The 15,241-nt window shown below is 61.3% G+C and carries 20 protein-coding genes; 14 read left to right on the top strand and 6 right to left on the bottom strand.

Features of this window, described 5'->3' with window-relative positions:
• The first annotated feature begins 33 nt into the window (after positions 1-33).
• The 7 genes from tyrS (at position 34) to GTP45_RS04060 (ending at position 6,483) form a co-directional block, all read left to right on the top strand.
• A complete protein-coding gene (tyrS, locus tag GTP45_RS04090) occupies positions 34-1,287 on the top strand; it encodes a tyrosine--tRNA ligase (protein WP_161012578.1) in 1,254 nt (417 codons plus the stop codon).
• Positions 1,284-1,730 carry a D-aminoacyl-tRNA deacylase gene (gene dtd / locus GTP45_RS04085; RefSeq protein ID WP_161012577.1) on the top strand — a complete coding sequence of 149 codons (447 nt, stop codon included), beginning with the start codon at positions 1,284-1,286 and terminating at the stop codon, positions 1,728-1,730. The genes tyrS and dtd overlap by 4 nt, the downstream gene beginning before the upstream one ends.
• Position 1,731: 1 nt before the next feature.
• A complete protein-coding gene (locus GTP45_RS04080; RefSeq protein ID WP_161012576.1) occupies positions 1,732-2,382 on the top strand; it encodes a histidine phosphatase family protein in 651 nt (216 codons plus the stop codon).
• Between the two features lie 147 nt (positions 2,383-2,529).
• Entirely contained in the window at positions 2,530-3,546 is a 1,017-nt protein-coding gene (gene dusB / locus GTP45_RS04075) for a tRNA dihydrouridine synthase DusB (RefSeq protein WP_161012575.1), read from the top strand.
• Between the two features lie 110 nt (positions 3,547-3,656).
• Positions 3,657-3,890 carry a helix-turn-helix domain-containing protein gene (locus tag GTP45_RS04070; protein ID WP_072788986.1) on the top strand — a complete coding sequence of 78 codons (234 nt, stop codon included), beginning with the start codon at positions 3,657-3,659 and terminating at the stop codon, positions 3,888-3,890.
• Positions 3,891-3,980: 90 nt separating this feature from the next.
• On the top strand, positions 3,981-5,567 hold the full coding sequence (gene purH, locus GTP45_RS04065; RefSeq protein WP_161012574.1) for a bifunctional phosphoribosylaminoimidazolecarboxamide formyltransferase/IMP cyclohydrolase: 1,587 nt from the start codon (positions 3,981-3,983) through the stop codon (positions 5,565-5,567).
• Between the two features lie 205 nt (positions 5,568-5,772).
• Positions 5,773-6,483 (top strand): SDR family NAD(P)-dependent oxidoreductase, encoded by a 711-nt coding sequence (locus GTP45_RS04060; RefSeq protein WP_161012573.1) that lies wholly within the window; start codon positions 5,773-5,775, stop codon positions 6,481-6,483.
• Positions 6,484-6,502: 19 nt separating this feature from the next.
• Here GTP45_RS04060 and GTP45_RS04055 read toward each other — a convergent pair whose 3' ends face one another.
• The 4 genes from GTP45_RS04055 to GTP45_RS04040 all read right to left on the bottom strand — a co-directional run bounded on the left by GTP45_RS04055 (position 6,503) and on the right by GTP45_RS04040 (position 8,991).
• Positions 6,503-7,174, bottom strand: coding sequence for a carboxymuconolactone decarboxylase family protein (locus GTP45_RS04055; protein ID WP_161012572.1), 672 nt, complete (start codon positions 7,172-7,174; stop codon positions 6,503-6,505).
• A 90-nt stretch (positions 7,175-7,264) separates the two neighbouring features.
• Positions 7,265-7,678, bottom strand: a complete 414-nt coding sequence (locus tag GTP45_RS04050; protein WP_161012571.1) for a nuclear transport factor 2 family protein — start codon at positions 7,676-7,678, stop codon at positions 7,265-7,267.
• 69 nt (positions 7,679-7,747) lie between these two features.
• The gene (locus GTP45_RS04045; protein WP_217363293.1) at positions 7,748-7,945 is read right to left on the bottom strand and encodes an SDR family oxidoreductase; all 198 of its coding nucleotides are present in this window, start codon (positions 7,943-7,945) and stop codon (positions 7,748-7,750) included.
• Positions 7,946-8,064: 119 nt separating this feature from the next.
• On the bottom strand, positions 8,065-8,991 hold the full coding sequence (locus GTP45_RS04040) for a LysR family transcriptional regulator (protein WP_161012570.1): 927 nt from the start codon (positions 8,989-8,991) through the stop codon (positions 8,065-8,067).
• A 106-nt stretch (positions 8,992-9,097) separates the two neighbouring features.
• On the opposite strand from GTP45_RS04040, the gene ruvC reads away from it, so the two are divergent.
• From ruvC to GTP45_RS04010, 6 genes are all read left to right on the top strand, one after another.
• Positions 9,098-9,649, top strand: coding sequence for a crossover junction endodeoxyribonuclease RuvC (gene ruvC, locus GTP45_RS04035; RefSeq protein WP_161012569.1), 552 nt, complete (start codon positions 9,098-9,100; stop codon positions 9,647-9,649).
• 19 nt (positions 9,650-9,668) lie between these two features.
• Positions 9,669-10,247 (top strand): Holliday junction branch migration protein RuvA, encoded by a 579-nt coding sequence (gene ruvA / locus GTP45_RS04030; protein ID WP_161012568.1) that lies wholly within the window; start codon positions 9,669-9,671, stop codon positions 10,245-10,247.
• 41 nt (positions 10,248-10,288) lie between these two features.
• On the top strand, positions 10,289-11,344 hold the full coding sequence (ruvB, locus tag GTP45_RS04025) for a Holliday junction branch migration DNA helicase RuvB (RefSeq protein WP_161012567.1): 1,056 nt from the start codon (positions 10,289-10,291) through the stop codon (positions 11,342-11,344).
• Positions 11,344-11,796: a YaiI/YqxD family protein gene (locus tag GTP45_RS04020; protein ID WP_161012717.1), complete on the top strand. Its 453-nt coding sequence runs from the start codon at positions 11,344-11,346 to the stop codon at positions 11,794-11,796. Before ruvB ends, GTP45_RS04020 begins: the two co-directional genes overlap by 1 nt.
• Positions 11,789-12,718 (top strand): LysR family transcriptional regulator, encoded by a 930-nt coding sequence (locus GTP45_RS04015; protein WP_161012566.1) that lies wholly within the window; start codon positions 11,789-11,791, stop codon positions 12,716-12,718. The genes GTP45_RS04020 and GTP45_RS04015 overlap by 8 nt, the downstream gene beginning before the upstream one ends.
• Positions 12,719-12,829: 111 nt before the next feature.
• On the top strand, positions 12,830-13,579 hold the full coding sequence (locus GTP45_RS04010) for an SDR family oxidoreductase (protein ID WP_161012565.1): 750 nt from the start codon (positions 12,830-12,832) through the stop codon (positions 13,577-13,579).
• Here the strand turns inward: GTP45_RS04010 and GTP45_RS04005 are convergent, their stop codons facing one another.
• Positions 13,580-13,951, bottom strand: coding sequence for a YbaN family protein (locus GTP45_RS04005; protein ID WP_161012564.1), 372 nt, complete (start codon positions 13,949-13,951; stop codon positions 13,580-13,582).
• Between the two features lie 69 nt (positions 13,952-14,020).
• Between GTP45_RS04005 and GTP45_RS04000 the strand changes: the two genes are divergently transcribed.
• Complete coding sequence (locus tag GTP45_RS04000; protein WP_161012563.1) at positions 14,021-14,782, top strand: ThuA domain-containing protein; 762 nt, start codon at positions 14,021-14,023, stop codon at positions 14,780-14,782.
• Positions 14,783-14,785: 3 nt separating this feature from the next.
• On the opposite strand, the gene GTP45_RS03995 is transcribed toward GTP45_RS04000, so the two are convergent.
• Positions 14,786-15,226, bottom strand: coding sequence for a DUF2147 domain-containing protein (locus GTP45_RS03995; protein ID WP_161012562.1), 441 nt, complete (start codon positions 15,224-15,226; stop codon positions 14,786-14,788).
• Between the last annotated feature and the right edge of the window lie 15 nt (positions 15,227-15,241).

Raw genomic sequence — 15,241 nt, 5'->3', positions numbered from 1 at the left:
CTACCTTTTTCTGAAAAATACGCTTAAATAACCATGACTACCTCTTCTTCGATACCGCCGGCTCCCTCTAAAGCGTTGCCGTTATCCGACAACGTCCAGGAGGCGCTCGCCATCACCAAACGCGGTGTCGACGAGTTGCTGATTGAAAGCGAGTTCGCCCAAAAGCTGGCGCGCTCGGAACAAAGCGGCGTCCCGCTGCGCATCAAGCTGGGCCTGGATCCCACCGCGCCTGACCTGCACCTTGGCCACACTGTGGTGCTGAATAAAATGCGCCAGCTGCAAGACCTCGGCCACCAGGTGATCTTCCTGATCGGCGACTTCACCTCGATGATCGGCGACCCGTCGGGCCGCAACGCCACCCGTCCGCCGCTGACCAAGGAACAGGTCGAGCAAAACGCCATGACCTACTTCAAGCAGGCCTCGCTGGTGCTCGATCCGGCCAAGACCGAGATCCGCTACAACTCGGAGTGGTGCGATCCGCTGGGCGCGCGCGGCATGATTCAGCTGGCATCGCGCTACACCGTGGCGCGCATGATGGAGCGCGACGATTTCACCAAGCGCTTTAAAAATGGCACGCCGATTGCCGTGCACGAATTCCTGTACCCGCTGATGCAGGGCTACGACTCGGTGGCCCTGAAAGCCGACCTCGAACTGGGCGGCACCGACCAGAAATTCAATCTGCTGGTGGGCCGCGAACTGCAAAAGGACTACGGTCAAGAGCCTCAATGTATTTTGACCATGCCGCTGCTGGAAGGTTTGGACGGCGTTGAAAAAATGTCCAAGTCGAAGAACAACTACATCGGCATCACCGAGCCGGGCAACACCATGTTCGCCAAGATCATGAGCATCTCCGACGACATGATGTGGAAGTACTTCGATCTGCTGTCGTTCCGCTCGATCGCCGACGTGGCTGCGCTGAAGGCCGAGATCGCCGGCGGCCGCAACCCGCGCGACGCCAAGGTCGCCATCGCACAAGAAATCGTGGCGCGCTTCCACTCGCAGCAAGCGGCGGAAGATGCACTGGCCGACTTCGTCAACCGCTCGAAAGGCGGCATCCCGGACGACATCCCGGAAGTGGCGCTGGCCGGCGCACCGCTGGGCGTGGCGCAACTGCTGAAGCAAGCCACCCTGTGCGCTTCCACTTCGGAAGCCATGCGCATGGTGGAGCAGGGCGGCGTGCGCGTTGACGGCGCTGTCATCAGCGACAAGGCGTTGCAACTGCAAGCCGGCACCTTCGTGCTGCAAGTCGGCAAGCGCAAGTTTGCGCGCGTGACCCTGTCCGCATGATCGCGCTGCTGCAACGCGTCAGCAGCGCCAGCGTGGTAGTCGATGGCGTGACGATAGGCGCCATCGACGCCGGTTTGATGGTGCTGGTCTGTGCCGAGCGCAACGACACGGAAAAAGAAGCGGACGCGCTGCTCACGAAGCTGCTCGGTTACCGTGTGTTCGCCGACGATGCGGGCAAGATGAACCGCAGCGTGACCGATACGCAAGGCGGCCTGCTGCTGGTGCCGCAGTTCACGCTGGCGGCCGACACCAAGTCTGGCACGCGGCCGTCGTTCACGCCGGCTGCTGCGCCTGCCGATGGACTGCGTCTGTTCAATTACTTTGTCGAACAGGCGCGCTCGAAACATCAGACAGTACAGACCGGCCAGTTTGGCGCCGACATGAAAGTGTCACTCACCAATGATGGCCCGGTGACTTTCTGGTTGCAAACCAACGCCAAATAAAATGACTGACACCACGATTTTATTGATCCGCCACGGCGAGACGGCATGGAATGCTGTGCGCCGCCTGCAAGGCCATATCGACATTCCGCTGAACCAGGAGGGCGAGCGTCAAGCCGCCGCCCTGGCACGCGCATTGGCCGCTGACAAGCTGGACGCCATCGTCTCCAGCGACTTGCAGCGCGCCATGCAAACCGCGCAAGCGGTCGCCGCGCTGCACGCCGGCCTGGGCCTGCAAACCGACGCCCAATTGCGCGAGCGCGCTTACGGCGTGTTTGAAGGCATGCTGTACCAGGACATCCAGCAGCAATACCCGGACGACTTCGCCCGCTGGCAGGCGCGCGACGTTGAGGCCGTGATGCCGGCCGGCGACCGCGTGGCCGAAAGCTTCCACCAATTCTACGACCGCGCCATCGCCGGCCTGCGCGCCGTGGCCGCGCGCCATGTGGGCCAGACCGTGGCGGTGGTAGCCCACGGCGGCGTGCTGGAGTGCGCCTACCGCGAAGCGCGCGGCATCCAGCTGGACAGCCCGCGCGACTTCCAGGTCAAGAATGCCAGCATTAACCGGTTCACCATTTCTGAGGGAAAACTGGTGCTGGATAGCTGGGGCGAAGTCGGGCACCTTGCCCTGGCAGCGATGGACGATGTGATCTAACGTTCGTGCTTTAAATTTACGCACGGAAACAACAGTTCATAACATTCAGACTGCACATTTGCCGAATTCATAAAAAATAGTGCTTATTATTTGAGCAGGGCTTCGGTTAAAATAGAAGGTTCCTTCTCCCCCTTTTAGGTATTGTCAGTGCAAATCGGCCCTCATTTACTGCGCAACAACGTTTTCGTCGCCCCCATGGCGGGAGTCACGGATCGTCCTTTCCGCCAGCTGTGCAAGGAGCTGGGCGCGGGGTATGCGGTGTCTGAAATGGCGGCCTCCAACCCGCGGTTGTGGGCGACCGAGAAGAGCTCGCGCCGCACCGACCACACCGGTGAGATGGAGCCGAAAGCCGTGCAAATTGCCGGCGCCGACCCCAAAGACCTGGCCGACTGCGCCCGTTTCAACGTCGAGCGCGGCGCCCAGATCATCGATATCAACATGGGCTGCCCGGTCAAGAAAGTCTGCAACGCGTGGTGCGGTTCGGCCCTGCTGCAAGATGAGGAGCTGGTCAAACGCATCGTCGATGCCGTGGTGGGCGCGGTCGCCGTGCCGGTCACGCTGAAATTCCGCACCGGCTGGGATCGCGAGAACAAAAACGCGCTGACAATCGCGCGCATTGCCGAGGACGCCGGCATTGCCATGCTGACCTTGCACGGCCGCACCCGCGCCGACGGCTACAAAGGTGACGCCGAGTACGACACCATTGCCGCCGTGAAGAAATCGGTTTCAATTCCAGTAGTGGCCAACGGCGACATCACCTCGCCGGAAAAAGCCAAGTACGTGCTGGATGTCACCGGCGCCGACGCCGTCATGGTGGGCCGCGCCGCCCAAGGCCGACCGTGGATCTTCCGCGAGATCGACCATTACCTGCGCACCGGCAAGCACTTGCCGGCCCCGTACGTGGACGAAGTGCGCGCGCTGATGGATGAACATTTGCGCGCCCACTACGCCTTCTACGGCGACTATCTCGGCGTGCGCACCGCCCGCAAGCACATCGGCTGGTACGTGCGCGATCTGCAAGGCGGTGAAGAATTCCGACAACGGATGAACCTACTGGAATCCACTGAAGAACAATTGCTTGCCGTGGATCAATTCTTCGAATCTCAATGGAGTTACGGCGAACGGTTACAATACCGCCTCTCTGAAGAATTGCAGGTCGCCTAAACGGTGCGAGATAGTACTAAAAAAGCCACAATATCAGAAGGGTAAACGTTTCCAGCCACAAGCCGGATCGATTTGCCAGCGTCAACAGATTACATAGCGAACGAAAAAAAATGAGCAAAGAAAGTATCCAGGAAGTAGTCCAGAAGAGTCTCGAAGAGTACTTTGCCGATCTGGGCGAGCAACAGGCATCGAACATTTACGACATGGTTGTGCTGACCGTTGAAAAGCCGATACTGGAAGTGGTCATGACCCGTGCCGACGGCAACCAGTCGCACGCGGCGCAGATGCTGGGCATCAACCGCAATACCTTGCGCAAGAAATTACAAGAGCACGGCCTGCTGTAAAAGCGCCTGTTCCATCCGGCATTGAGTGGCTGGGGACGGCCGCGCTGCCGGCCCGCACGAATTATTTAACCACCCTAGTCATTCATAGCCATGATTAAACAAGCTCTCATCTCCGTATCCGACAAAACCGGTGTGCTGGACTTCGCGCGCGCGCTGTCCGCCATGGGCGTCAACATTCTGTCGACCGGCGGCACCGCCAAACTGCTGGCCGACAACGGCGTTGCCGTGACCGAAGTTGCCGACTACACCGGCTTCCCGGAGATGCTGGATGGCCGCGTCAAAACGCTGCACCCGAAAGTCCACGGCGGCATCCTGGCCCGCCGCGATTTCCCAGAGCACGTGGCTAAACTGGAAGAGCACAGCATTCCGACCATCGACATGGTGGTGGTCAACCTGTACCCGTTCCAGGCCACCGTCGCTAAAGACGACTGCACCCTGGACGACGCCATCGAGAACATCGACATCGGCGGCCCAGCCATGCTGCGTTCGGCAGCCAAGAACCACAAGGACGTGGTGGTGATCTGCGATCCAGCCGACTACGGCGTGGTGCTGGCGGAAATGAAAACCACCGACAACGCACCGGGCTATGTCAGCTACGACACCCGTTTCACCCTGGCCACCAAGGTCTACTCGCACACTGCGCAGTACGACGGCGCGATCGCTAACTACCTGACCAGCCTGGATGCTACCCGCGCCCATGCGACCCGCAGCGCCTACCCAGCCAAGCTGAACGTGGCCTTCGAAAAAGTGCAGGACATGCGCTACGGCGAAAACCCGCACCAGTCGGCGGCGTTCTACCGCGACGTGGTGACCACCCCTGGTGCACTGGCCAACTACAAGCAGCTGCAAGGCAAGGAACTGTCGTTCAACAACATCGCTGATGCGGACGCGGCGTGGGAATGCGTGAAGAGCATGGGCGGCTTCGACCAGTCGGCTGCTTGCGTGATCGTGAAGCACGCTAATCCGTGCGGCGTGGCGCTGGGCGCGAATGCTGTCGATGCGTACAAGCGCGCGCTGCAAACCGATCCAACCTCGGCGTTCGGCGGCATCATCGCCTTCAACGTGGAAGTGGATGCGGCTGCTGCAACTGAACTGGCCAAGCTGTTCGTGGAAGTGTTGATCGCGCCTTCGTTCACCGCTGAAGCCAAGCAAATCCTGTCGGCCAAGCAGAACGTGCGTCTGCTGGAAATCCCGCTGGGCGACGGCGTCAACGCCATGGACTTCAAGCGCGTGGGCGGCGGCCTGCTGGTGCAGTCGGCTGACTCGAAGAACGTGCTGCTGAACGACGTGCGCGTAGTCAGCAAGAAGCAGCCTACCCAGCAGGAACTGCAGGACATGATGTTCGCATGGCGCGTGGCCAAGTACGTGAAGTCGAACGCCATCGTCTTCTGCGGTAACAACATGACCCTGGGCGTGGGCGCCGGCCAGATGAGCCGCATCGACTCGGCACGTATCGCGTCGATCAAGGCGCAGAATGCCGGCCTGTCGCTGGCGGGTTCGGTGGTGGCGTCGGATGCGTTCTTCCCGTTCCGTGACGGCCTGGACGTGGTGGTCGATGCGGGCGCGACCTGCGTGATCCACCCAGGCGGCTCGATGCGCGACCAGGAAGTAATCGACGCCGCCGACGAGCGTGGCGTCGTCATGGTGTACACCGGCACCCGCCACTTCCGTCACTGATCCATTACCGATCGCCGGCCGCGTGCCGCACAACCCCAGGCGCCGCCCGGCCCCTGGGGTTTTTTCATGCCCGGACAAAAATGCTGTTTCAGCAAAAATGAAATGCGGCGCGGGCGGATTGTTGCTGTGCATGGCTGCACCTATTATTTCTGCACGGGCCGACGCTTTGATCGGCCTGAACGCAAAACTTTCAGGAGCAATCAGCATGAGCACAGCAAAAAAAGTCGTTATCGTTACGGGCGCATCGCAGGGTATCGGCGCCGCCATCGTCAAGGCGTATCGCCAGCTGGATTACCGCGTGGTGGCAACCTCGCGCACGATCAAGCCGTCCGACGATCCTGACATCGTGACCGTGGCCGGCGACATCGGCGACCGCGCCACCGCACAACGCATCGTGGCCGAAGCGGTTGCGCGCTTCGGCCGTGTGGACACACTGGTCAACAATGCCGGCATTTACATCGGCAAGCCGTTCACCGAGTTCACCTTCGACGACTACAACGCCATCATGAACGTGAACATGGCGGGCTTCTTCCACATCACCCAGCTGGCGCTGGCTGAAATCGAAAAGCAGGCGGGCGGCCACGTGGTGACGGTGACAGGCAGCATCGACAATGGCATGAGTGGCGGCGTCTACACGGGCCTGGCGGGCCTGACCAAGGGCGGCCTGAACGCGGCCACCCGCGCGCTGGCGATCGAGTACGCCGACCGGCGCATCCGCTTCAACGCCGTGGCGCCCGGCGTGATCCGCACGCCGATGCACGCTGAGGAAAACCTGCAGTTCTTTGGCAAGTACCATCCGCTGGGTCGTGTCGGCGATGCGAGCGAGGTGGCCGGCGCCATCGCTTACCTGGAAACCGCGGAATTCGTCACGGGCGAAATCATCCACGTGGACGGCGGCCAGCACGCCGGCCGCTAAGCCCGCAACACCGGGCCGGTCAGTCAGGCCGGCTCTCCAATACCTCCTTCATGACCGCAAGCGCCGTATAGACGCTCGACCAGCCAGAATACAACGCCAGCTGCGTCATCACTTCCGACAGCTCCGCCCGGCTCACGCCGTTATCCATGGCCCGGTTCAGGTAAAACGCCAGCTGTGCAGTCTGGGCAGTCGCAATCACAGAACAAATCGTCACCAGGCAACGATCGCGTAGCGACAGTTCCGGTTGCAGCCACAGATCCTGGAAGATCACATCCCTGGTCAGCTGCACCAGGCCCGGCGCAATCGCCCCGTATTTGCGCTCGACGATGGCGTGGCGCCGTTGCTCCGCGCTGTCGTCCAGGGGCAGCGGTGCGGCCGGCGCTGGCGCGTTCGCCTCAATACCGCGCCGGGCAAAGACGGCTTGCACGGCTTCCGCCGCCGCCATCGCGTTGCCCCAGCCTGAATAAAACGCGAGATGCGCGAGCATGGCGGAGATCTCGCTGGGCCGCACGCCATGATCGAGCGCGAGGTCGAGGTAATGCGGCAGCGCTGCACTCTGGTTACGGGCGATCAGCACGGACAGGGTGATGATGCTGCGGTCGCGTCTGGACAGTTGCGGGCGGTTCCACACATCGCCCAGCAGCACCTGTGCCGTATAGCGTTCAAGCGCTTGGTAGTTTGAATTGGTCATGATGTTCACACTCGTGAAAATGAATTGAAAAAGGGCGGCGCCGCCGGTGAAGGCACGCGCCGCCCTGGGGACGTTGCAGCGAAAAAGCGATCAGACGGCAGCGTTGGCCGATACCAGCCGCATCGGTTCAAAGCCCAGTTTATGCGCGAAGATTTCCTGGATGCGCACCGCGTCGGGCAGCGGTCGCCATGCCACTTCAATCTGGTCGATCAGGCCGTTCTCATCGAGGTGAAGGTGCTCGTTGCCCTTGACCGTGATGCCGTTGCACGAGAAGCTGAAGAACACGGCCACGTCGCGCCCGGATGCAAACGTGAGGTTGACTTCGAGCGTGTCTATCGTGGCAAGGAAGCCGGACAGTATCTGTACCACCGCCTCCCTTCCTGCCGTCGGCTCCGGGAAGATCGGTCCCAGCAGGACGATGTTTTCCGCCAGGTGGGGAACGATGCCTTGGGTGTCCTTGTTGCTCAAGGCCTTGAAATAGTCGGCCACATGCGTGGTGTTCATGGAAGTACTCCTTGTAAAAATCGGATCGGGTGGGCTCACCCGTGATGAGCGATGCGGCGCGAAGGCGGTTCAGCGGCCGGCGTGACGGCCGCCGTCGACGTGGATGACTTCGCCCGTGACAAACGTCGCCTGTTCGAGGAAGATGATGGCGTCGGCCACTTCGCGTGGTTCGCCGATGCGGCCCAGCGGGTGGAAGGCGCCCAGCGCATCGTGATTTTTCCCCGCCTGCATGGGCGTGTTGGTGGCGACTTTATTTGCCCCTGTCATGCTGCTCTCCTATGGATTCAATGACAGGGAAAATGATAGGGCTGGCCCTGCGCCCGGACAATCCGTGGCGCCGGCATTTCAGTTTTGCGGAAACTGCATTTTTGCCGCCACGCGCTACGCTAAGCGATCGCGTCCCAATACGGCGGCGAGCCGATCGCTTCGGCCAGGAAGGCGGACACCGCGCGCACTTTTTGCGAGCGCAGCCTGTTCTCGGGCGACAGGATCTGGATGTGCACCTCGTCCGCGTAGGGGGCCAGGTCCCAGTCGGCCAGCAGCCGCACCAGCCTGCCGTCCTGGAAGCTGCTCGGCGAGTAGATCCAGGTGGGGAAGAGCACGATGCCGCGGCCGGCCATGGCGGCGTTGACCAACACCTCGGAATTGTTGCTGCGTAGCGGGCCGCTCACCACCAGCGGCTCAAAGGGCTGCTGCGCGGACTGGCGGAAATGCCAGCGCTGCGGTTCGTAGACACCTTTGTACAGCAGGCAACTGTGCTGCAGCAGGTCTTCCGGGGTCTGCGGCGTGCCGTGTTCCGCCAGGTAGGCCGGACTGGCGGCAAGCACATAGCGTTGTGTGCACACGACCTTGCCGATCAGGCCGGAATCGACCAGGCGCCCCACCCGTACCGTAATGTCGGCGCCTTCCTGGACCGGATCGATGTAGGTATTGCTCAGGGTGAGTTCCACCTCCAGCTCGGGGTATCTGGCCTGCAGCTGGTTGACCAGGGCGCCCAGGTGCAGCCGGCCCAGCGATTCCCCGGCGTTGATCTTGACGAGCCCGCGAATGGCGCTGGCGGCGTTGTCGAACTGCTCGGCGGCGCTGTCGAGCAGTTCGACCGCCTGGCGCACTTGCGCGTAGTAGCGCTGTCCCTGCTCGGTCAGCCGGACCGCGCGCGTGCTGCGGTAAAACAGCTGCTGTCCCAGTTCCTTTTCCAGCGACGCGATGAAACGCGAGACCGACGATGCCGGTACCTCGAAGTGGCGCGCGGTGGCGAGGAAGCTGCCGGTGGTGGCGACCATCAGGAAGTAACGTAAGGTCTGGACATGCATGTCGGGCGGCGCAATCGGCAGGAGTAAAACAGCACTATATACCAGCCTGGTGCGCCGGCCGGGGGAAACGCTTGCGGGCTTTTTCTTTACTGCATACAATCCGTAAATGATTATTCTCGGCATCGACCCCGGCTTGCGCACCACTGGCTTTGGCGTCATACAAAAGCAGGGCAACAAGCTGCGCTACATCGCCTCCGGCACCATCAAGAGCGGCGAAGGCGATTTGCCGACGCGGCTCAAGGTGATTCTGGATGGCGTGGGCGAAGTCGCCCGCACCTACAATCCAGACTGCGCCGCGATTGAACAAGTGTTCGTCAACGTCAATCCGCAATCGACTCTGCTGCTGGGTCAAGCACGCGGCGCGGCGATTTGCGCGCTGGTGTCGGCCGACCTGAGCGTAGCCGAGTATTCCCCAACACAAATCAAAAAAGCCATCGTCGGCACTGGCCGCGCGGTGAAAGCGCAGATGCAGGAAATGGTGGTTCGCTTGCTGTCGATGCCGGGCATGCCGGGAACCGATGCGGCTGATGCGCTCGGCATCGCCATCTGCCACGCGCACAGCCGCGAAACACTGACCCTGATCGCCGGCGGCACCAACGCCACCGCCAACGGCCCGCTGGCTGGCTTGCGCATGCGCCGTGGCCGCCTGGTCGGCTAACTTCTTCTAAAGGTAAAACATGATCGGACGTCTCTCCGGGATTCTGCTTGAAAAAAATCCGCCGCAACTGCTGGTGGATGTTGGTGGCGTCGGCTACGAAGTCGACGTCTCGATGAGCACCTTCTACAACCTGCCGGGCGTGGGCGAGAAAGTAGTGCTGTTCACGCATCAGGCGATCCGCGAAGATGCGCACCTGCTGTTTGGCTTCGGCAATGCCGAAGAGCGCGCCGTGTTCCGTCAACTGATCAAAATTACCGGCGTGGGCGCGCGCACCGCGTTGTCGATCTTGTCCGGCATGTCGATTGCGGACTTGGCGCAAGCGGTGACTCTGCAAGAAGCCGGCCGCCTGGTGAAAGTGCCCGGCATCGGCAAAAAAACCGCCGAGCGTCTGCTGCTGGAACTGAAAGGCAAGCTCGGCGCGGACATTGGCGCGGGTGGTGCGCACGCTGCGCCGGACTCGCAATCGGACATCCTCAACGCCCTGCTGGCGCTGGGCTACTCCGACAAAGAAGCGCTGCTGGCGCTCAAAACTGTACCCGCCGGCGCTTCCGTCTCCGACGGCATCAAACAAGCCCTCAAAGCCCTCTCCAAGGGGTAATTGATGACGGCGTGATCGTCAAGGCAGGGTAAAATAACTGTATGAGCATACAGACCGATAATTTTACCGAGCAGCGCATCATCGACGCGGCGCCGTCTTCTCCCAATGAAGAGGCGATCGAACGCGCCCTGCGTCCCAAGCATCTCGATGAGTATGTCGGGCAGGCCAAGATCCGCGATCAGCTGGAAATCTTCATTTCCGCCGCCCGCAAGCGCAAGGAAGCGCTCGATCACACCTTGCTGTTCGGCCCACCGGGCCTCGGTAAAACCACGCTGGCCAACATCATCGCCCGCGAGATGGGTGTGAACCTGCGCCAGACTTCCGGCCCGGTGCTGGAGCGTCCGGGCGACCTGGCCGCGATCCTGACCAACCTGGAAGCCAACGACGTCTTGTTCATCGACGAGATTCACCGCCTGTCGCCGGTCGTGGAGGAGATTCTGTACCCGGCGTTGGAAGACTACCAGATCGACATCATGATCGGCGAAGGCCCGGCCGCGCGCTCGGTCAAGCTGGATTTGCAGCCGTTCACGCTAGTCGGCGCCACCACCCGCGCCGGTATGCTGACCAATCCGCTGCGCGACCGCTTCGGCATCGTCGCCCGTCTTGAGTTCTACAACACTGCCGAGCTGACGCAAATCGTCACGCGTAGCGCCGCGCTGCTGAAAGCCCACATCGACGAAGATGGCGCACACGAGATCGCCCGCCGCGCGCGCGGCACGCCGCGTATCGCCAACCGCCTGCTGCGCCGCGTGCGCGACTACGCGGAAGTAAAGAGCAACGGCGAAATCACCAAATCCGTAGCCGACGCCGCGCTGGTGATGCTGGACGTGGACACGGTCGGCTTCGACGTCATGGATCGCAAGCTGCTGGAAGCGGTGCTGTACAAGTTCGGCGGTGGCCCGGTCGGCATCGGCAACTTGGCCGCAGCCATCGGCGAAGCAGCTGATACGATTGAAGACGTATTGGAACCGTACCTTATCCAGCAAGGCTTCCTGCAACGCACGCCACGCGGCCGCGTTGCCACGGCAGCAGCCTACAAGCACTTCGGCGTCACGCCGCCGCGCACCAATCCTAACGGCGAATTGTGGGATCAATGATGCAGATCTGGGTTGATGCTGACGCCTGTCCTGCCGTCATCAAGGATATCCTTTTTCGCGTGGCAGACCGCGTGCAGATGCAAGTGACGCTGGTGGCCAACCAGTTGCTGCGCGTGCCGCCATCGCGCTTCATCCGTTCGGTGCAAGTGCCGTCCGGCGCCGACGTGGCGGATCAGGAAATCGTGCGCCTGCTGGAGCCGGGCGACCTGGTGATCACCGGCGATATCCCGCTGGCATCCGATGTATTGAAGAAGGGTGGCCACGCGCTGAATCCGCGCGGCGAGTTCTACACCAACGACAACATCGCGCAAATGCTGACCATGCGCGCTTTCATGGATGAACTGCGCGGCAGCGGCGTCGACACCGGCGGCCCGGCCGCCTTCAGCCAGTCCGACCGCCAGAATTTCGCCAACAGCCTTGATCGGCATCTCGCCAAGCGCAAACATGGATGAACTGCGCGCCATCTCGACCTTCATCAAGGCTGCCGAACTGGGCAGCTTTAACAAGGTCGCCGAAGCGCAGGGCACCACGCCGCAAGCCGTCAGTAAAACCATCCGCCAGTTCGAACAGCATCTGGGCGTGCGCCTGTTTCACCGCACCACGCGCAATAGCTCCTTGACCGAGGAAGGCCAGCGGCTGCTGGAATCCATCAAGCCCAGCCTCGAAGGCGTGGTCGGCGCACTGGCCCGCGCACGCAACGCGGCGCGCGAGGATGAGGGCCTGATCCGCGTCGCGGCCTCCGGCTCGATGGGCCGCAAAATCTTGATGCCCTTGCTGGCCGAGTTCCAGGCCAAATATCCCAACATCCAAATCGACCTGATTCAAGAGGATGGCTTTAGCGACTTGGTGCACGACCGTATCGATGTCGGCTTCCGGGGCGGTAATCCGCCGGATGCACAAATCGTCAGCCGCCGTTTATTCCCGGTGCAGCAAATCGTCTGCGCCACGCCCGCTTACCTGAAGCGCCACGGCACGCCGCGCACCGTGCACGACTTGCAGTCGCATCGCTGCACGGCCTATCGCCAGCCGGGCAGCGGCCGCCCTATGGCATGGGAATTTGAGATCGACGGCGACACCGTGTTCCACCACGTCACGCCAGTCTTGCTCAGCAACGATCCCGACACCGAAATGCACGCCGTGCTGGCCGGTATCGGCATCGGCCAGATCGACAGCATCAACGCCGCCGCCGCCATTCGCGCCGGCTTGCTGAAACCGCTGCTGGCCGATTACGTCAGCGAGCGTATGGGCTTCTTCCTGTACTTCCCACAACGGGCCGATATGCCGGGCCGGGTGCGGCATTTCATTGACTTCATTATCGACCGCCTGCTGGACAGCAAGCAGTTCTATCTGTCGCCAAAAGAGCTGCGTGTATAAACTTTTAGTTGCGACTAAAACGGATTTTTGCGACTACTTTGGTTGCGGTCATTTGCCTATAGTTCACCTGTCGCCGGCGCTTTCCGGCATTAACCAAACAGGAGAACTACCATGGAAAATCGTGTTGCTGTCATTACCGGCGCCTCCAGCGGCATCGGCTTCGCCACCGCTAAACTGCTGGCCGCGCGCGGCGCCAAGGTGGCCGTGCTGGCCCGCCGCAAAGACGTGCTGGATGAATTGGTGAATCAGATTCGCGCCGCCGGCGGCGAGGCAATGGCCTTGGCGGTGGATGTCACCAGCCAAGCTTCGGTGGACGCCGCTGCGGCTGCGGTCGAAGCAGCTTACGGCCCGGCCGATCTGGTCTTCAACAACGCCGGCGTGATGCTGCCAGGCGCGATTGAAGAACGCCAGATCGACCAGTGGGAACACCAGATCGACCTCAACGTTACCGGTGTGATGCGCGTGATTTCTGCCTTCATTCCGCAACTGGCCGCGAACGCCGCAGCCGGCGCCACCGTGGATCTGATCAACACCTCGTCCATCGCCGGCCAGAACATCTACCCGTATTTTGCAGTCTACAGCGGCACCAAGGCCTACGTCAGCCACCTGACTCGCCACCTGCGCGCAGAACTGGGATCGAAGAATATCCGCGTCTCGATGATCGAGCCGGGCATCACCGAGACCGAGCTGCAAGGCCACTGGACGTTCCAGGGTGCGAAAGACTGGCTGGCCGGCGCGCAGCAAAGCATGGAGTTCCTGCAACCGCAGGATATCGCCGAAGTCGTGGGCTTCCTCGCGGCGCAGCCTAAGCACGTGAACTTGCAGCAAGTGGTAGTGATGCCGACCAAGCAAGCGACGTAATTACTTCTTCTCGATGCGCATGGTCGGCACGTAGCGGGTCAGGTAGATGGTCACGCACGTGCCGATCAGCACAACCAGCAGGCGCAGCCACAGCGCCTCCGAACGCCAGATCGAGTAGCTCATCGAGCCCCACATGAAGATCAGGATCCACACCTTGCCGCGCAGGGGAATGCCGGCGCCGTTTTCGTAGTCGCGCAGGTATTTGCCGAAGGCGCGGTTGTTGCGCAGCCAGTTGTGCATGCGTGGCGAGGCGCGCGCGAAGCAGGCCGACGCTAACAGCAGGAAAGGCGTGGTTGGCAGCAAGGGCAGGAAGATGCCCAGCACGCCCAGGATCACCGCCACGATACCGATGAAGTTGAGAATTATTTTCATTTGGCCAAATCGTATCACCTTGGGTTAGACTACAGCAAAATGGTAGCGCTAACTTTAACGGAGGAGACGATGAAAAAACTGGTGCTGGCCGCTGCGGCCGGGGTAATGATGATGTCCAGCGCATGGGCCGACACGCAGTACAAAATCCTGGTGCTGGCCATGCCGAGCAAATACCACTACGAATACATCCCGATTGCCCGCGAGAGCTTCGAGCGACTGGGCAAGCTGCACGCTTTCGAAATGACCTACACCAACAAGCCGGAAGTGTTCGACGGCGACCTGTCGCAGTATGCCGCCGTGATGTTCCTGAACACGCCGCCGGAAGAACTCAACGAAGCGCGCCGCAAGAAGTTCGAGGATTACATGAAGGCCGGCGGCAACGCCATGCTGGTGCACCGTTCGCTGATCATCCCGGCCAACACCTGGCCGTGGTATGAAAAGCTGGTCGGCCGCCGCACCGGCAATCACCCGATGCTGCAAACCGGCGTGGTCGATGTGGTCGACAGCAAATTCCCCGCCGCCTTCGGCTTGCCGGATCACTGGATCTGGAGCGATGAGTTCTACGTGTTCGACAATCCCTACCAGGTCAAGATCAACCCGGTGCTGAACGTCGATGAGAGCAGCTACGACCCCACCAAGATCTGGCCGGGGCAGGTGTCGCATGGCATGGGCAAGGAGCACCCGCTGAGCTGGTATCACTACGCGGAGAAGGGCCGCGTGTTCGTGACGGCCCTCGGGCATGACGGCAATATGTACCGCGATCCGCAGTACCTTGCGCATTTGATGGGTGGTATCTACTGGACTGCCACCGGCAAAGGCATGAAGCAGTAGGAATTACTGCTCGCGTACCCAGGTCTGCGAGCGGCCCAGCATTGGCACGCCGATGTAGCCGCGCACGCTCAGCTTCTTGCCGCCGTCGGTCAGGTGCAGCTTGCTTTTGTAGACCTTGCCGTTGTTCGGGTCGAGGATCTCGCCGCCGGCGTATTCATCGCCGTCTTTTTTCAGGTTCGACAGGATGGTCATGCCAAGGATCGGTTGATCCTTGCGCGCGTCGCTGCATTTTTCGCACTTCGGATTCTGGTCTTCGTTGGCGTCGCGGAACAGCTTTTCGATTTGGCCGGTCAGCACGCCGTTGGTCTCGGTGATGCGGATCAGTGCTTTCGGCTTGCCGGTTTCATCATCGATGTTTTTCCACAGGCCAGCCGGCGTGGTGTTTTGGGCGAAGGCCGGGGCAATGCTCAGGGCCGTTGCGGCGATGAATGCGAGGAATTTCATTTGCGTCTCCAAAGG

The organism is Duganella rivi, assembly GCF_009857435.1.
Taxonomy (GTDB): Bacteria; Pseudomonadota; Gammaproteobacteria; order Burkholderiales; family Burkholderiaceae_D; genus Rugamonas; species Rugamonas rivi.
This window is presented reverse-complemented; position numbering and strand designations above follow the sequence as displayed.

Excerpts from the sequence above, each read along its gene's own strand:
- GTP45_RS03995 (WP_161012562.1), bottom strand. The coding sequence starts at position 15,226 with ATGAAATTCCTCGCATTCATCGCCGCAACGGCCCTGAGCATTGCCCCG.
- GTP45_RS04050 (WP_161012571.1), bottom strand. The coding sequence starts at position 7,678 with ATGAACACCACGCATGTGGCCGACTATTTCAAGGCCTTGAGCAACAAG.
- purH (WP_161012574.1), top strand. The coding sequence starts at position 3,981 with ATGATTAAACAAGCTCTCATCTCCGTATCCGACAAAACCGGTGTGCTG.
- GTP45_RS04070 (WP_072788986.1), top strand. The coding sequence starts at position 3,657 with ATGAGCAAAGAAAGTATCCAGGAAGTAGTCCAGAAGAGTCTCGAAGAG.
- GTP45_RS04040 (WP_161012570.1), bottom strand. The coding sequence starts at position 8,991 with ATGCATGTCCAGACCTTACGTTACTTCCTGATGGTCGCCACCACCGGC.
- GTP45_RS04060 (WP_161012573.1), top strand. The coding sequence starts at position 5,773 with ATGAGCACAGCAAAAAAAGTCGTTATCGTTACGGGCGCATCGCAGGGT.
- ruvC (WP_161012569.1), top strand. The coding sequence starts at position 9,098 with ATGATTATTCTCGGCATCGACCCCGGCTTGCGCACCACTGGCTTTGGC.
- GTP45_RS04055 (WP_161012572.1), bottom strand. The coding sequence starts at position 7,174 with ATGACCAATTCAAACTACCAAGCGCTTGAACGCTATACGGCACAGGTG.
- tyrS (WP_161012578.1), top strand. The coding sequence starts at position 34 with ATGACTACCTCTTCTTCGATACCGCCGGCTCCCTCTAAAGCGTTGCCG.
- GTP45_RS04005 (WP_161012564.1), bottom strand. The coding sequence starts at position 13,951 with ATGAAAATAATTCTCAACTTCATCGGTATCGTGGCGGTGATCCTGGGC.
- GTP45_RS04015 (WP_161012566.1), top strand. The coding sequence starts at position 11,789 with ATGGATGAACTGCGCGCCATCTCGACCTTCATCAAGGCTGCCGAACTG.
- dtd (WP_161012577.1), top strand. The coding sequence starts at position 1,284 with ATGATCGCGCTGCTGCAACGCGTCAGCAGCGCCAGCGTGGTAGTCGAT.
- GTP45_RS04020 (WP_161012717.1), top strand. The coding sequence starts at position 11,344 with ATGCAGATCTGGGTTGATGCTGACGCCTGTCCTGCCGTCATCAAGGAT.
- GTP45_RS04080 (WP_161012576.1), top strand. The coding sequence starts at position 1,732 with ATGACTGACACCACGATTTTATTGATCCGCCACGGCGAGACGGCATGG.
- GTP45_RS04010 (WP_161012565.1), top strand. The coding sequence starts at position 12,830 with ATGGAAAATCGTGTTGCTGTCATTACCGGCGCCTCCAGCGGCATCGGC.
- ruvA (WP_161012568.1), top strand. The coding sequence starts at position 9,669 with ATGATCGGACGTCTCTCCGGGATTCTGCTTGAAAAAAATCCGCCGCAA.
- GTP45_RS04045 (WP_217363293.1), bottom strand. The coding sequence starts at position 7,945 with ATGACAGGGGCAAATAAAGTCGCCACCAACACGCCCATGCAGGCGGGG.
- GTP45_RS04000 (WP_161012563.1), top strand. The coding sequence starts at position 14,021 with ATGAAAAAACTGGTGCTGGCCGCTGCGGCCGGGGTAATGATGATGTCC.
- ruvB (WP_161012567.1), top strand. The coding sequence starts at position 10,289 with ATGAGCATACAGACCGATAATTTTACCGAGCAGCGCATCATCGACGCG.